At 51.7% G+C, this 16,388-nt stretch carries 11 protein-coding genes; 9 read left to right on the top strand and 2 right to left on the bottom strand.

The features are described 5' to 3' along the window. Positions 1-102 precede the first annotated feature (102 nt). The 6 genes from dacB to ACDC99_RS00295 all read left to right on the top strand — a co-directional run bounded on the left by dacB (position 103) and on the right by ACDC99_RS00295 (position 10,333). Positions 103-1,467, top strand: a complete 1,365-nt coding sequence (gene dacB / locus ACDC99_RS00320) for a D-alanyl-D-alanine carboxypeptidase/D-alanyl-D-alanine endopeptidase (protein WP_044080859.1) — start codon at positions 103-105, stop codon at positions 1,465-1,467. Positions 1,468-1,629: 162 nt separating this feature from the next. Beyond that, positions 1,630-2,988 (top strand): MATE family efflux transporter, encoded by a 1,359-nt coding sequence (locus ACDC99_RS00315; RefSeq protein WP_044071894.1) that lies wholly within the window; start codon positions 1,630-1,632, stop codon positions 2,986-2,988. A 252-nt stretch (positions 2,989-3,240) separates the two neighbouring features. Beyond that, positions 3,241-3,426, top strand: a complete 186-nt coding sequence (locus ACDC99_RS00310) for a hypothetical protein (RefSeq protein ID WP_044066109.1) — start codon at positions 3,241-3,243, stop codon at positions 3,424-3,426. A 231-nt stretch (positions 3,427-3,657) separates the two neighbouring features. Beyond that, on the top strand, positions 3,658-5,217 hold the full coding sequence (locus ACDC99_RS00305) for an ATP-binding protein (protein WP_287072277.1): 1,560 nt from the start codon (positions 3,658-3,660) through the stop codon (positions 5,215-5,217). Positions 5,218-5,568: 351 nt separating this feature from the next. Next, on the top strand, positions 5,569-8,265 hold the full coding sequence (locus tag ACDC99_RS00300) for a TonB-dependent receptor (RefSeq protein WP_042519183.1): 2,697 nt from the start codon (positions 5,569-5,571) through the stop codon (positions 8,263-8,265). 37 nt (positions 8,266-8,302) lie between these two features. Further along, positions 8,303-10,333: a choice-of-anchor J domain-containing protein gene (locus tag ACDC99_RS00295; RefSeq protein WP_370755298.1), complete on the top strand. Its 2,031-nt coding sequence runs from the start codon at positions 8,303-8,305 to the stop codon at positions 10,331-10,333. Between the two features lie 204 nt (positions 10,334-10,537). Here ACDC99_RS00295 and ACDC99_RS00290 read toward each other — a convergent pair whose 3' ends face one another. After that, on the bottom strand, positions 10,538-11,707 hold the full coding sequence (locus tag ACDC99_RS00290; RefSeq protein ID WP_370755296.1) for a MalY/PatB family protein: 1,170 nt from the start codon (positions 11,705-11,707) through the stop codon (positions 10,538-10,540). Positions 11,708-11,784: 77 nt separating this feature from the next. After that, a complete protein-coding gene (locus tag ACDC99_RS00285; protein ID WP_044065007.1) occupies positions 11,785-12,960 on the bottom strand; it encodes a trans-sulfuration enzyme family protein in 1,176 nt (391 codons plus the stop codon). Positions 12,961-13,341: 381 nt separating this feature from the next. Here ACDC99_RS00285 and ACDC99_RS00280 point away from each other — a divergent pair, with 381 nt between their 5' ends. From ACDC99_RS00280 to ACDC99_RS00270, 3 genes are all read left to right on the top strand, one after another. Continuing rightward, entirely contained in the window at positions 13,342-14,031 is a 690-nt protein-coding gene (locus ACDC99_RS00280) for a response regulator (protein WP_042519178.1), read from the top strand. A 71-nt stretch (positions 14,032-14,102) separates the two neighbouring features. After that, positions 14,103-15,521: a sensor histidine kinase gene (locus ACDC99_RS00275; protein WP_288768679.1), complete on the top strand. Its 1,419-nt coding sequence runs from the start codon at positions 14,103-14,105 to the stop codon at positions 15,519-15,521. A gap of 92 nt (positions 15,522-15,613) precedes the next feature. Then, positions 15,614-16,372: a helix-turn-helix transcriptional regulator gene (locus ACDC99_RS00270; RefSeq protein ID WP_370755293.1), complete on the top strand. Its 759-nt coding sequence runs from the start codon at positions 15,614-15,616 to the stop codon at positions 16,370-16,372. Positions 16,373-16,388 lie beyond the last annotated feature (16 nt).

Raw genomic sequence — 16,388 nt, 5'->3', positions numbered from 1 at the left:
ATTTTGTATGCGTTATGGAATTTGGAGTACCATAGCAGCGACTTTTTCCTGTTGCTTTTCCATTGGCACACCAACATCAAACCCATCTGAACATATCAATAAATGAAAAAGAGAAAACTGTTTGCAAGTGGCATAATAAGTCTTGCGGCGCTGTTGCTGCTTCCGATGTATGCCACCGACGAGGTCACTCATTGCGCATTTGCCCAAGAGACCTGCCTCAACGAAATATTCAATGACGACGACACCGTAATCGTAGACACCGTCGACGTGGACACCATGACGATTGGCATCCAGCAGAACGACTCCACCGACGAGGCGTCTGACGACGGTGACGACATCGACGACGACGAGGACCTGCCGTGGCCGGAGAACGTGAGACACAGGATTGAGAAGATTTTCGACAACACCACGATATTCAACACCTCGATGGTGGGAATGAAAATCTACGACCTCACCGCCGACTCCACTATCTACGAACGCAACGCCTCTCAGCTGATGCGCCCTGCCAGCACTCTGAAGATGATGGTGGCGGTGACGGCTATCGACCGTCTGGGTGCAGGCTACGAACTGAAGACGCGCATGGCATATACAGGCAGGACAGACAGTCTGACGCTCCGCGGAAACCTGTATGTGAAAGGTGGCTTCGACCCCACGATAGGGAGCGACGACATCGCCGAGTTTGCCGACAGCGTGAAGGCGCTCGGCATCGACACCATCGACGGCAACATATATCTCGACCTCACGATGAAAGACAAGGACCGTCTTGGCGAGGGTTGGTGCTGGGACGACGACAATCCTGTGCTCTCTCCACTGCTCGCCGGCAGGAAGGAGGAGTTCGGCGAGAGACTGCAGAGGAAGCTCAGACAGAATGGTATCACCGTGACAGGAACGTGCAGCAACGGTTCGATGCCCTCCGGCGCTCACACCTTATATATAAAGCGCACCCCATTGCTCGAAGTGATGCGCCGCCAGCTGAAGCGCAGCGACAACCTCTATTCTGAAGCGATATTCTATCAGCTGGCTGCCGAAGTGGCAGGACGCAACACCGCATCTGCAAGACATGGCAGACAGGCGGTGAACGCCATAATATCCAAGGTGGGCAGGAGGCCTTCGGCATATTATATCGCCGACGGCAGCGGACTGTCGCTATACAACTACGTGTCGCCGGAACTGGAAGTGGACTTCCTGAGATATGCCTACCGCCATCCTGAAATCTACGACAACATGCTGCCTTGCCTGCCTATAGCCGGAGTGGACGGCACTCTCTCGAAACGCATGCGTAAAGGGGCAGCACATGAGAACGTGAAGGCAAAGACGGGCACGGTGACAGGTGTCAGTTCGCTCGCCGGATATCTCACCACGGCCAACGGTCACCGCATCTGCTTCTCTATCATAAACATGGGAATCAGACATTCTTCTTCTGGCAGGAACTTCCAGGACAAGGTCTGTCAGGCTCTCTGCAAATGACGGTGGGACGGACATCTGACTTTTACGGACTCCCCGAAGCGGCATCCGTCTTTTCATCCCGAAACGGCAATCAGACAGTCTCGGGGCTTGACATACAGGATAAAAAAACGACAACCAGAGCATAGGAAACGCAAGTACTGAAGCGGTACGACAATAACAAAGATGAAGAAGCAAAGAGACAACTACACTTTTCTCACTCACGCTCCCGTACACAGGGTGATTGTAAGCATGGCGGTACCCACCATAATATCAATGCTGGTGACAAGCATATACGGAATGGTCGACACATACTACGTGGGACAGATAAACACGCAGAGCACTGCCGCCGTGGGCATTTCATTCTCTATAATGACCATCATACAGGCAATCGGATTCTTCTTCGGACACGGTTCGGGCAACTACATATCACGGATGCTCGGCGCAAAGCGCACCGACGAGGCGAAATATATGGCTGCCACAGGACTTGTGGGCAGCGTGACTTTCGGTCTGGCGGTTGCAGTGGTGGGACTGGCGTTTCTTTCCGACATCTGCATATTCCTCGGTTCCACGGAGACCATTCTGCCATACACGGAACGATACCTGGGCATAATCCTCGTGGGAGCGCCGTTCATGACGGGTGCCTTCACGCTGAACAACCAGATGCGCTTTCAAGGCAACGCCAAATATGCCATGTATGGCATACTCAGCGGTGTGGTGCTCAACGTGGTGCTCGCACCGATACTGATATTCTATTTCTGTCTGGGAATAACGGGGGCTGCCGTGGCTACGCTCGTGAGCCAGACGATGAGTTTCTTCATACTGTTCAACATGACTCGCCATCGGGGCAATATAGCCATTGAACTAAGGAACTGTCGCCTTTCGGGCGCCTTCGCCAAGGAAATAGTCATCAACGGCACCCCATCGCTCTCCCGACAGGGACTGGCGAGCGTTGCCACGATAATGCTGAACATCGCTGCAGGGGCTTACGGCGACGCTGCCATAGCGGGAATGTCGATAGTGACGAGGATTTCCAATTTTGTGTATGCTGGCATTGTGGGACTGGGACAGGGATTCCAGCCGCTTTGCGGATTCTGCTGCGGAGCGAAGCTGCTCGACAGGATATACGAGGGCTTTGTTTACTGCATAAAGATAGGCACGGTGTTCTTCCTCGCCATCACCATAATAGGCTTCATATTCACGGAACCCATAATATCGGTATTCCGCGACGACCCTGCCGTAATAGCCGTCGGCACAGCGGCTTTCCGTTGGCAGCTCATCACCTACCCTCTCATCGCCACCATCATCCTCACCAACATGCTGTCGCAGACGGCACGCAAACCGATGCGTGCCAATCTCGTGGCCGCCTCGCGCAGCGGTATGTTCTTCATCCCGGCGGTATTCATCCTCCCATTGTTTCTCGGTCTGCAGGGTGTGGAGATGAGTCAGGCGGTGTCCGACCTCTGTTCGTTCCTCCTCTCAGTGCCTGTGGCATGGAGCGTGTTCCGCGATCTGAAAAAGGATTTCGGGAATGACCATGGTTAACCCCAGAATCCAGGCTAGCCATAATGCCAGATTCTGGACTAACGAAAAATGTTTTTCTCCGGAAAAGTGTCAAAGTATCATTTTCCGGTTTCCCACAGCATCCAAAGTCAAACAAGCCAACAAGTTACCGTTATGACACTTTTCTGAATGCTTTACAGAAAAGTATCATAAAAGTATCACTGAAGTGTCATGCCGCTTTGCGCCACCCGGAGATTTCCAAACCACAATCATTGGCAAGGATAACAAAACCTCATGAAACAGGCAACGATTGTGCCCAACCGGGGCAAGCAGCGTTCTCAAGTGGGGCAAGCAGCGTGCCCCAAGTGGGCAAGCAGCGTGCCCAAAACTGAGCCTAAAGTTCCCATAAGAAGAAACACCCGTAAAGGAAATGAAAAGAAGCGGCATCTGAACAAACTCTTTCCTGTTGATGAGGAATGACATTATGCTTACTCGTCGATTTTTTCATACATAAAGGATGTTCATCATATACAAATTGATCGAGTCATTGGATAACAATAAATTATCCAATGCTTGAGAATGCCCCTTTATGGTATTGCCATGGAGCGTTTTTTGTAAAAGACTTGCCGTTTATTCAAATAATCACTATATTTGCAATAGAATGCAGCATATCGCATCCTACATGGATGAATAACAGCAAAACAAATGACCATGGCACAGGCAAGAAAATATCCGATAGGCATACAGACGTTCAGCGAGATTCGGGAACGTAACTATCTTTATATCGACAAGACGCAGTATCTTGTGGATTTCATCGACAAGGGTTATAAGTATGTTTTCCTGAGCCGCCCGAGGCGGTTCGGCAAGTCGCTGTTTGCCTCGATGATCCATGCTTATTACGAGGGGCGCAAGGACCTGTTCGAAGGCCTCGCCATGGGAGAGTATGAGAAGGACTGGGTGAAGCATCCCGTGCTGCACTTCGACATGAGTGCAGCCAAGCACATGGACAAGGACATGCTCGAGCGTTATCTTGCCGACATGCTCACCGACCAGGAAGCCGTTTTTGGCTACAAGAGCGAAAAGCAAGACCCCAACATTCGCTTGAAAGACCTGGTGGTGACAGCAAACAGGCTAACAGGCCGGAAAGTGGCGCTCATCATCGATGAGTACGACGCGCCGCTGCTTGACGTGGTGCACGAGGAACTGAACCTTGTCGCCCTGCGTCGCGCAATGCAGAACTTCTATTCGCCCATCAAGTCGCTCGACCCGTATCTTGAGTTCGTGTTCCTCACGGGCATCACCAAGTTTGCGCAGCTCAGCATCTTCAGTGAGCTGAACAACCTGTTCAACATATCCATGTACGACAAGTATTCCGCCATCTGCGGCATCAGCAGCGAGGAGCTCCACACTCAGATGCTGCCCGATGTGGAGCGCCTTGCCGAGCACCTGCACCTCAGCGTGGACGAGACATTCGAACGGCTCAAGCGGAAATACGACGGCTATCATTTCAGCAAGAACTCTGAGGATGTGTACAATCCGTTCAGCTTGATCAAAGCCCTTGCCTCAGGCGACATCGGCGACTACTGGTTCGACTCGGGCACGCCCACCTACATCATCAAATTGCTCCAGAAATACAATGTCGGCTTGCGCGACCTCACTGGCCAGGACGCCGGAGTGAGCGACTTCGACGTGTCGCCAGAGAACATGACCACCGCCCTTCCGTTGCTCTACCAGAGCGGCTACCTCACCATCAAGCATTACGACCCGATGATCGACCTCTACACGCTGGGCTATCCCAACGAGGAGGTGCGCACGGGGATGGTGCGCTCGCTTGCCGCCAACTACCTCACGCCGGCCGAGGGCACCAACAGCAGTTTCGTCATCAAGTTTGTCAAGGCGGTCATCGCCGACGACATGGAGCAAGCGCTCACGCTGATGCGCGCCTATCTCGCCGGCGTGTCCTACCGCCTGTCGAACAAGACGGAGCGCGACGTGCAGACCATCTTCTATCTGGTGTTCTCGCTCATCGGCTCGTTCATCAAGGTGGAGGAGGAAAGTGCGCACGGCAGGGCCGACGTGGTGATCACGCTGCCCTCGGTGGTCTACGTCATGGAGCTGAAGTTTGACGGCTCCGCCGACGCCGCGCTCCGCCAGATTGACGAGAAGGGCTATCTCATCCCCTATACAGCCGACGGCAAACGGCTGGTAAAGGTGGGCGTGAACTACAGCAGCGAGGAACGCACCATCACGGAGTGGCGGATAGAAGGATAGCTGCGACTCTTTATCAAAAAAAATTGAAAAGTATTTGCGTGTCTCAATCATTATAAGTGTCTTCGCTCCGATAATTCAAGTATCTCAAAATGAGGGGTAAACTGCACTGTAAGAAATGCTTTCAGTGTTGCCTTGTCAAATTAGTCCGTTGTCAATGGACCAATTACTATTTCATCACTGCCTGCTAAAACAGGTTCATTAATTCGTCCCGTTTTCTTCTTTTTCCAACATTATTTGGCGGTTTCCCATTAAAATTACATTACAAAGCGCCTTTTTGTTTAACATTTATAGGGTTATTAAACATTAATTTGTATATTTGTGCAGTATTAATCAACTTTTACAAATTTAAGTATGAAAAATCATCTAAAACATCTCCTTCTCGTGGCTGTGCTGGCCATTGTCGGCACGGTGACGGCAGTGGCTCAGTCCACGCTAAGAGGTAAGGTAGTTGATGCGGAAAACAACGAACCGCTCATCGGTGCTACGGTAACCGTTAACGGCGTCAAGGTGGCAACCGACATCGACGGTGCTTTCACAGTGAAAGGCGTAAAGGGAACTGCAGAAATCACTGTAGACTACATCGGCTACAAGTCTAAATCCATGAAGACCAATGCCAGCAAGGGCGACATCGCCACCATCAGCCTGAAGCCAGATGGACGCATGCTCGACGACGTAGTGGTGACATCACAGGTGGCTGTGGCAAGAAAGACTCCGGTGGCTGTGTCTTCCGTTCCGCTCTCGTTCATCGAGGAGAAAATCGGAACACAGGAGTTCCCCGAAATTCTCAAGTCTACCCCTGGCGTGCATGCCAACAAAGAGGGTGGTGGCTATGGCGACTCTGAGATATACATGCGTGGATTCGACAACACCAACATCGCCGTGATGGTGAACGGAGTGCCTATGAACGACATGGAGAACCAGAACGTATACTGGTCTAACTGGGCTGGTCTGACCGACGTGACCCGTTCTATGCAGACACAACGCGGACTCGGTGCTTCAAAGGTGTCGGCACCTTCTGTAGGTGGTACCATCAACATCATCACAAAGTCTATCGAGGCAAAGAAGGGCGGATCGATATATTATGGTATGGGCAACGACAACATGAACAAGGTGATGTTCACCGTTTCTACTGGTCTGTCAAAGACAGGATGGTCGATGACATTGCTCGGTTCAAAGACATGGGGCGACGGATACGTGCAGGGCACTGAATTCTCAGGCTACACATACTTCCTGAACATCTCCAAGCGCCTGAACGACAAGCACCAGCTCTCGTTCACCGCCTTCGGAGCTCCTCAGGAGCACTTCCAGCGCAAAGACGCGCTGACTCTCGCCGACTGGAAGATGACAGAGCAGGTGTGGGGAGTGAAAGACCACAAGTATAACCCTACTTACGGTTTCGACAGCAACGGCAAGATGCGTTCTGCCGAATATAACGTTTACCACAAGCCTCAGCTGAGCCTCAACCACCAGTGGCAGATCAACGACAATTCGTCGTTGAGCACCGTGCTCTATATGAGCATCGGCCGTGGATACGGATACAGCGGACAGGCGAATACCGACTACGGATACTCTTACACCGACTGGTATGGAGCATACAAGGGAGTGATGCAGAACAAGTTCCGCAAGGCTGACGGCACATTCGACTATGGCGCTGTAGAGGAACTGAACGCCAACAACGAGAACGGTTCTATCATGGTGATGACAAAGGCGAAGAACTACCACAACTGGTATGGACTCGTTTCTACATACAACACCAAACTGACAAAGGACATCGACTTCTACGGTGGTGTAGACTTCCGCTTCTACAAGGGCACACACACCAACGACATCGTTGACCTCTATGGAGGCAAATATTTCATTGACAGCACCCGCAAGTCGGTGAAACCTGAAAACAACGCCAATGCCGCAAACCAGAGCTGGGTATACCAGAAGCTCGGCGTGGGCGATGCTGTATATCGCGACTATGACGGACACGTGGTTCAGGAAGGTGCCTTCTTCCAGGCTGAATACTCCAAGAACGGTCTCTCTTCATTCCTCTCTGGTTCGCTCTCAAACACTTCTTACTGGCGTTACGACCGTCTCTACTACGACAAGAAAAACGCTGAGTCTGAGACCAAGAACTATCTCGGCTTCACCGTGAAGGGTGGTGCCAACTACAACTTCAACGAGCATCACAACGCATTCTTCAACGTGGGCTACATCAGCCGCGCTCCTAAGTTCAACTACGGTGCGTTCCTCTCATTCGCATCAAGCAACGTGACTAACCCTGACGCCAAGAACGAGAAAGTAGTATCATTCGAACTTGGCTACGGCTACCGTCTGAAGTGGCTGCAGGTTGACGTGAACGCTTATTGGACAAAGTGGCTCGACAAGACAATGGCAAAGAGCTCTACAGTGGGCACGGCACAGGTTGACGCCTTCGTGAACATGACCGGCGTGAACGCCCTGCACAAGGGTATCGAAATCGAGGCAAAGGCAAGTCCGCTCTACTGGCTCGACGTGAACGCCATGTTCTCTATCGGCGACTGGAAATGGGACAGCAATGCCAAGGGATACGTGTTTGACTACAACGGACAGCCTCTCACAAAGGACGGAAGCATAGCAAGCGGTATCGGAGCAGAAGATCATCTCTCTACGGGTATCAACCTGAAGGGTATCCATGTTGGCGGCGCCGCTCAGACAACGGCAGCTCTCGGTGCTACTATCAAGATCGGCAAGGAAATCCGTATCGGTGCCGACTGGACTCTCTACGCCCGCAACTATGCCTACTATTCTATCTCGGGCAGCAACCTCTCACTGGGCAAGACAAACACCGTGGCTGACCCATGGAGAGTGCCTACAGCAAGCCAGTTCGACCTCAACGCATCTTACAAGTTCAAGATTGCAGGTCTGAACGCCACAATCTCGGGCAACGTGAACAACCTCTTCGACTATCAGTATCTGGGCAAGGTGTGGAACCCAAGTTCCGGCACTGCAACAAAGGACAACATCTACGGATTCTATGCCTTCGGACGCACGTTCAGCACAAGACTGAAGATCAATTTCTAATCAACCGTATACATTATATATATAACATTAGAAGAATATGAAAAAGATATATTTACTGTCGGCTGTCGCCCTGCTGTCGCTTACCGCGTGTAACGACTTTGAAGACCAGTTTCATATCGGCGACCAGATTACCGACGTGAAGAAGGATTTGCCAATAGTGCTCGAGGATGGCGACTACACCGCCATCGCCAATCTCGCAGCCAACAAGGCTCTCGCCGCACAGCTCGACGAGCAGAGCGGAACTACAGCGTATACCGACGCGTTGAAGAAACTCGGCACACAGAAGTATTTCGACAATATGATTACCGCCGACCAGTTCCTGCCGGCATTCATCAACAACAAATATCCTGCTGCCGACCTGGGCTCTACGTTCAAGGTGACATACAACGAATATTGCGGAAAATCGGAATATCTCGTCGACTTCGACAACATGAAGGGTGAATACACTCTGACTGCCGACGACTACAACACGATCTGGGACGGTGCGTCAACGGCTACATACCTCACTCCTTCTACAGAGAACAAGATAGCTGCCGCACTGAAGACAGCAAAAGCCGATGCCAAGGCTGGCGACATCATGGTGGTGAACTACTCTTACTCTGAGTTTGAACCTGCCGGCGGAGGCTCTCAGACAGAGAGTCAATACACCAAGATTTCTGACGTCATCGCAGGTGGCGTTGGTACTTACACCGTGAAGGGCAAGGTGCCGGCAGTTTACAGCCGCGGCTTCCTGCTCTACGACGGAACCGGTTATATCCTCGTATACAAGACCAGCGACGTGAAGGTTGGCGACGAGGTGGCTGTTAGCGGAACGACCACAGAATATGGCGGCCTGCAGCAGTATCCTACCGACGGCACAGAGGTTTCTGTATTGAAGGCTGGCAACGGCACATACACACAGCCTAAGGCTAAGACCATGGGCAGCGCCGAGTTTGAGGCTTATGCCAATGCCCCTTACGTGGCATACGTGACATATACCGGCAAACTGACAATCAACGGCAACTACTACAACGTGGCTATCGACGGAACTGAGAAGCAGGGAAGCCTGGCTTACGTTCCGGAAGGAATGGTAAGCGCCGACCTCAACGGCAAGAACGTGGTGGTTTACGGATACACCGTAGGTTCTGCTTCAAAGGGCAAATACGTGAACACCATGGTGACAAGCGTTGCAGAGGCTGCTTCGGGTGCCAAGATGAACGGAATGCGCCGCGCTGCCGCTTCGAAGGCTAACAAGTCGGTGGTATACAAGTTTGACGGCACTGCATGGAAGACATACACCACTTCTGACGCCAAGGTGATGGCTGTTCAGCCTGCTATGTATGAGGCTGTAGGCTCTACCACAATCGGCAAACCTGCCAACTATCTGCCTCAGCTGCTGCAGCAGGCTTATCCTTTCGCCGCTGACGGACAGAAGGTGGCTGTGGTATACCGCAAGTCGGCTACGGCAATGGCTGTAGTGGAATACACATATTCTGCCACTGAGGGATGGGCAGAGTCTAAGGTATACAAGAAGGAGACCACCACTTTCGCCAACACCGAGAATGGCTATGAGGCTCAGATAAGCATGTATCTCAACGAGTCGCTGCTCGGCAACGAGGGTGGCTTCGTGGCATACAACATCAACATCGGCACACTGAGCTACGTATGGTCTAACACCGCGGCTTACGGATGGAAGGCTTCGGCATTCGCCAACAAGGTGAACCAGGCTGCCGAGAGCTGGCTCGTTTCGCCTGCACTCAACATGAAGAAGGGCAAAGACCCTGTAATCTCATTTGAAGAGGCACTCAACTTCCTGGGTTCCAACAACCTGACTGACTTCATACAGGTGAAGGTGTCTACCAACTTCGACGGCACCGACGTGAAGGCTGCCACATGGGAGGACGTGGAGTTTGACCCGGCTACACGCTCTGCCGGCGACTCTTGGAGCTTCGTAACCGTTGGTCCTGCTTCGCTCGCAAAATATGTAGGCAACACTATCCATATCGCCTTCGTATACAAGAGCACTGACGAAGTGGCTCCTACATACGAGTTCAAGAACATCGTGGTGAAGGAGAGAGACGCTGAATAACAGTAATTTCCCCGAATATCAAAGCGGCAATCAGAAACCGGGTCTTCGATGACTTGAGATTCTCATTACCGCTTTGAACAGAATCATAAAAAAGAAGGATGCCAAAGCGACATCCTTCTTTTTTTATGATTTAACCCCAATCGGTCATTAGGGCTTGCTTGGATTTTGTTTCGTCTTTCAACCTCAATCGGGCATCAATTCATATCATCCGCAAACGGCGTCTTTCAGTTGGGAGAGTGCCTGTGTGAGGATGGCGCGCGGCGTTGCCACGTTCATTCTCATGAAGCCTTCGCCACCCTTGCCGAACATCTCTCCGTCGTTGAGGGCGAGACGTGCCTTGTTGACAAAGAGGTCGATGAGCCGGTCGTGATTGAGACCGAGCTTGCGGCAGTCGAGCCACACCAGAAATGACGCCTCCGGTCGCAATGGCCGTATCATCGGCAGATGTTCACGGCAGTAGTCTTCCACATAACGGATGTTGTCTTCCACATAAGCGAGCATCGCCCTGCGCCACTGCTCTCCTTGCTCAAAGGCGGCGATGGTGGCGATGGGCGAGAACATGGGTGCCTCGTTAAGTTCGTTGGCGGCGAGCCACGAATAGAACTTCTTCCTTATCTCTGGGTTGGGGACTATCGAATAGGAGCTGACGATGCCTGCAATGTTGAAGGTCTTCGACGGTGCTCCGAATGTGATGCTACACTGGGCAGCCTTCTCTGACGCCGTGGCAAAGGGCACGTGCTTGTTGCCCCACAGAGCCATGTCGCAGTGTATCTCGTCGGAAATGACTATGATGCCGCGGTCGTAACAGAAGTCGGCAAGGCGTGCCAGCGTCTCCCTGCCCCACACTATGCCTGCCGGGTTGTGAGGATTGGAGAGTATAAGGAGACGGCATTTCTCGTCGGCTACCTCTGCAAGGTTGTCGGAATCCATCGAATATGTGCCGTCGGCATTCTCCTTCAGCGGATTATACACCACTTCTCTGCAGTTTCCCTCTGGAGTGAGGCGGAAGGGATGGTATACCGGCGGCTGGATTATCACCTTCTCGTCGGGATTCGTAAACACGTTTATCACCATTCCGATGCCTTTCACTATGCCCGGAATGTAGCTGAACCACTCCAGCGGCACCTCCCACTGATGGTGGTCGCGTATCCATCGCTGCACGGTGGGCCAGTATTCCTTCGGCTCCACGGTGTAGCCGAAGAGTGAATGGTCGAGGCGGCGGCGCAGGGCATCGGTGATGAACTGCGGTGTCTCGAAGTCCATGTCAGCAACCCACAGAGGCAACAGGTCACCTCTGCCGTAGCGCTCCTCAAGCACCTCGTGCTTAAGGTCGCCACTGCCCGAACGGTCTATTATCTTATTGAAATCGTACATATCAAACTCTGTGTGTGCTGATTTTTTGTCGTTGTCTTTATCCTCTGCCGGCAATCACCGGCAGCAAGGGGCATATATCAGCGCTCCACAGCCTGCTTGATATCCTCGAACACGTCGTCCATATCTTCCAGTCCCACTGAAATACGCACCGTAGTGTCGAGCACGTCCATCTTTCTGCGCTCCTCGTCGGAGAAGTTTCCGAAGATGGTGCTTGCCGGATGGATAGCGAGCGTGCGGTTGTCGAAGAGGTTTGTGGCACGGCGGACGAGCTTCAGATTGTTTATCATGCTGAAAGCGGCTTCCTTGCTCTCCAGGTCGATGGTCATCATCGCTCCGGCTGTCTCACCATATTGTGCCACGGCAATATCGTGGAACGGATTGTCGGCGAGTCCAACATAGTTTACGCTCTTTATCTGTGGCAGCTCACGCAGTCTGTTGGCAAGATAGATGGTGTTCTGGCTCTGCACTCTGTAGCGGGCATCGAGGGTCTCCAGTCCGAGCGACTGCATGTATGCCACGTGGGGAGTCATGTAGGCACCGAAGTTGAAGAGCATCTCGTTCTTCATCTTGTGGCCGAATCCCTCTGCCGTGCCGTAGTCGATAATGAGTCCGCCGAGGGTGGTGGCACCGCCTGAGAGGTATTTCGTGCTCGACACCACCTCGATGTCTACGCCGAGGTCTTTTGCCGAGAACTGTGTGAACGGTATCACCGTGGTATCGGCAATCAATGGCACGCCATACTCATGGGCTATCGCCGAGAGAGCCTTCAGGTCTGCCACTTCCATCTGTGGGTTGGTGATAATCTCCAGGAATATGCAGCAGGTGTTGGCATCCATCTTTGAGCGCACCTCGTCGAGGTTGAGCAGATCGCAGGGACGTGCCTCAACGCCGAAGCGTGGCATCGACTCGGTGATGAGCGAGAAGGTATTGCCGAACATGTGTCGTGAGGTGACGATATTCTTGCCTGCTGCCGAGAGGGCGAGTATTGTGTTGCTGATGGCAGCCATTCCCGACGACAGCGCCATCACATTGGCGGCTCCCGTCATTGCCTTCACCTTGTCTTCGAGATACATCACCGTTGGGTTGAGTACTCTGGAATAGTCTGGTGCTATCACTTTGCCTGTGAAGGCGTCCGCCATATCGGCGGCAGTGTCAAACTCGTATGCTGCGGTGTGGTATACCGGCATGCTCAGCGACCCGTATGCGTCGCGCTGTCCAAATGGCGTGTCAATAGCCTTTGTCTGATTTTTCATCGTTTCTATTATAAGTTTGTGTTTATTTCCGAACTGCAAATTTACAGTAAAAATGACGGTTTATGACCAACACGTAATGTTTTTATACTTTTTTATAGCTCAACCCAAACTGATCATCAGAATTGTCCATCGGAACTGTATGTCAGTCGGAAACTGGACGCACTGAATACAAGCAAACCCTAACGAACGATTGGGGGAGGAATCGTCTTTTCTCGCATAACGCAATGGTTTATTCTTAAAGTTTGTTTGTGTTGCAAGCAATTTGCTTTATCTTTGCATAAGATAAGCTTTTGTGGTGTAACAATATTGTAACATCACTGTAACAATTATGAACTAGTATGAAACTACTTTTGCACCGTAACAATAAAAACTCAGGAAAAGATGGAAACGAAAAACCGCATTTTAGTAGTTGACGACGAGCAGGACCTCTGCGAGATTCTGAAGTTCAATCTTGAAACGGAAGGCTACGAGGTGGACACTGCAAACTCTGCCGAAGAGGTGCTGGAGATTGGAGCGGAGAAATACGACCTGCTGCTGCTCGACGTGATGATGGGAGCGATGTCGGGATTCGCACTCGCAAAGAAACTCAAAGACGAACCGATGACGGCTAACATACCTATCATCTTCCTTACGGCAAGAGACACGGAGAACGACACGGTGACGGGATTCAACCTCGGTGCCGACGACTATATCTCAAAGCCTTTCTCCATCCGTGAGGTGCTGGTGAGAGTGCGCGCCGTGTTGAGAAGGACAAGCGATACGGGCTATGCCCCACACAACAACATCATCTCATATCAGGGACTGGAACTCAATCTCGACAAGAAGACGGTGGCTATCGACGGCGAGGACATACCGTTCACCAAGACGGAATTTGAAATCCTGCATCTGCTGCTCGACGAGCGTGGCAGGGTGTTCTCACGTCAGGAACTCATCGACAGGGTGTGGCCAAAGGACGTGCTCGTGCTCGACCGCACGGTGGACGTGAACATCACGCGACTGAGAAAGAAGATAGGACGTTTCTCCAAGTGCATCGTGACGAGACTCGGCTTCGGATATTATTTCGACGCATAGCATCATCATGCATCCGTACAATGACGGCAAGGCTGATTCCCTTGTCTACTGATAACTAACCCCCATCCACTATGTCAAGGACATCCGTAGGAAAGAAACTGTATTTCAGCGTCATCGCCGTGTTCATCGCCTTTGCCGCTGCATTCATCGTGTTCCAGCACGAGAGAGAGAAACAATACAAGATCGACATGCTCGACACCCGTCTGCAAGACTACAACGAGCGCATGGCTGAAGTGATGAGTCTCGACAAGAGCCACTCAGAAAGAGACCTCGACGAATATGTGAAGCGCCACTACAAGTCGAAAATCAGAGTGACACTGGTCGATATGAAAGGCAACGTGCTCTACGACAACAGGTTCAAGAACTACCATCAGCTCGAAAACCATCTCAACCGAAGCGAGATAAGACAGGCTCTCAACATGGGCCACGGATTCTCAATCGACCGCAAGAGCAGCACGCTCGGAGAGTCGTTCTTCTATTCGGCTACATACTTTCCACACCAGAAATTCATCATCCGCACCGCACTGCCCTACGACAACAGCCTCATCAGGACTCTGCAGACCGACCAGCACTACATCTGGTTTGCCCTCGCCGCAATGCTTATCCTAACCTTCTTGCTCTTCCGCTTCACACAGAGGCTGGGGGCCAACGTGACGAAGCTACGCACCTTTGCAAACCGTGCCGATCACAACGAGAGCCTCGAGACGGAAGACCTCATAGAGTTTCCGAACGACGAGTTGGGAGAGATTGCCGAAAAAATCATCAAGATATACAAACGGCTGCAACACACCAAGAAGGAGCAGGACATACTGAAGCGACAGCTCACCCAGAACATAGCCCACGAGCTGAAGACTCCCGTAGCGAGCATACAGGGTTACCTGGAGACTATCCTCGACAATCCCAACATCAGCGAGAGCATGAAGGCGCAGTTCCTGCAGCGATGCTATGCACAGGCGCAGCGCCTCACGTCGCTGCTGCGCGACATCTCAACGCTGAACCGTCTCGATGACGCTCCCGACATGCTCACCGACTTCGACACCGTGGACATCTCGCAGATGGTGGCAAACATACAGAAGGAAACGGCGCTGCAACTCAAGGAACACTCGATGACATTCGACAACCGGCTGCCAGCCGACATACAGGTGAAGGGCAACCAGTCACTGCTCTACAGCGTGTTCCGCAACCTCACCGACAATGCCATCGCCTATGCCGGCGAAGGATCCACCATCACACTGTCTGCCGAAAAGACAAGTCAACAGGAATGGCGTTTCACATTCTCCGACAACGGCGTCGGAGTGCCACACGAACACCTCGCACGCCTCTTCGAACGCTTCTACCGTGTTGACAAAGGACGAAGCCGCAAGATGGGAGGCACGGGGCTCGGACTCGCCATCGTGAAAAACGCCATACTCCTACACGGCGGAAGCATCAGCGTGAAAAACGCCTTGCCGCCCAACCACGGACTGATATTCACATTCACACTGAAATGAGAATCAGCAACCAAGCGTAGTCATCACTCGACCATGTGCAGAGTGTCTGTGCCAAGATTAACAGTTTGAAAGAGTAATATTCAGAATAGCTTGTGAATAAAGAAAAAGAAGATTTCTTCCTCCATTCCAACGAGGTGAATCATATCAACAGACAAGATTACGACAAGATAGAATTATTGGTGACTGCGGCAAAGGCTTTTGCTCGCAGCACCTACCAGTGCGTCTATATCATTGACTATTTTCATCAGGACTTCATCTATGCATCAGACAACCTCGCTTATCTCTGCGGATTGGAACCGGAGCAGTTGATGGAAGCCGGTTATCAGATGTATATAGACCATGTTCCGGATGCCGACCTGCAGATGCTGCTCGAAGTGAACAAAAAAGGTTTTGATCTTTTCAATGAATTGCCTGTGGGCGACCGTCTGGACTATACCATCTCGTACGACTTTCATCTTATCAATGGCCGCCAAAGCCGATTGATTCATCATCACCTCACTCCGATACTTCTTTCTGATGATGGAAGAATCTGGCTTGCCCTCTGCACCGTATCATTGGCAGCAACCGATGAACCGGGACATATCATCATGCAGAAGAATGGTGAGCGTAGCTATTTTGAATATTCCACATTGCGCCACAAGTGGGAAAAGAAAGAAGGCATAACTTTGAGCGAGACCGAGAGAAATGTTTTGAGATTGTCTGCCCAAGGTTACACGATGAATGATATTGCCGACCGACTATGTAAGTCGGTGGATACGATAAAGGCTTGCAAGCGTAACCTTTTCGCCAAGATGGGCGTGAAGAACATTGCCGAGGCGCTGTTTCATGCCACGAACTTTCAGATGATATAATTTAATAGCCGACTCA

Origin of the sequence: Prevotella pectinovora, assembly GCF_041323955.1 — a bacterium.
Lineage (GTDB): Bacteria > Bacteroidota > Bacteroidia > Bacteroidales > Bacteroidaceae > Prevotella > Prevotella pectinovora.
This window is presented reverse-complemented; position numbering and strand designations above follow the sequence as displayed.

What these genes read in the sequence shown, in the direction of transcription:
- dacB (WP_044080859.1), top strand. Translation starts at nt 103, where the DNA reads ATGAAAAAGAGAAAACTGTTTGCAAGTGGCATAATAAGTCTTGCGGCG.
- ACDC99_RS00315 (WP_044071894.1), top strand. Translation starts at nt 1,630, where the DNA reads ATGAAGAAGCAAAGAGACAACTACACTTTTCTCACTCACGCTCCCGTA.
- ACDC99_RS00310 (WP_044066109.1), top strand. Translation starts at nt 3,241, where the DNA reads ATGAAACAGGCAACGATTGTGCCCAACCGGGGCAAGCAGCGTTCTCAA.
- ACDC99_RS00305 (WP_287072277.1), top strand. Translation starts at nt 3,658, where the DNA reads ATGGCACAGGCAAGAAAATATCCGATAGGCATACAGACGTTCAGCGAG.
- ACDC99_RS00300 (WP_042519183.1), top strand. Translation starts at nt 5,569, where the DNA reads ATGAAAAATCATCTAAAACATCTCCTTCTCGTGGCTGTGCTGGCCATT.
- ACDC99_RS00295 (WP_370755298.1), top strand. Translation starts at nt 8,303, where the DNA reads ATGAAAAAGATATATTTACTGTCGGCTGTCGCCCTGCTGTCGCTTACC.
- ACDC99_RS00290 (WP_370755296.1), bottom strand. Translation starts at nt 11,707, where the DNA reads ATGTACGATTTCAATAAGATAATAGACCGTTCGGGCAGTGGCGACCTT.
- ACDC99_RS00285 (WP_044065007.1), bottom strand. Translation starts at nt 12,960, where the DNA reads ATGAAAAATCAGACAAAGGCTATTGACACGCCATTTGGACAGCGCGAC.
- ACDC99_RS00280 (WP_042519178.1), top strand. Translation starts at nt 13,342, where the DNA reads ATGGAAACGAAAAACCGCATTTTAGTAGTTGACGACGAGCAGGACCTC.
- ACDC99_RS00275 (WP_288768679.1), top strand. Translation starts at nt 14,103, where the DNA reads ATGTCAAGGACATCCGTAGGAAAGAAACTGTATTTCAGCGTCATCGCC.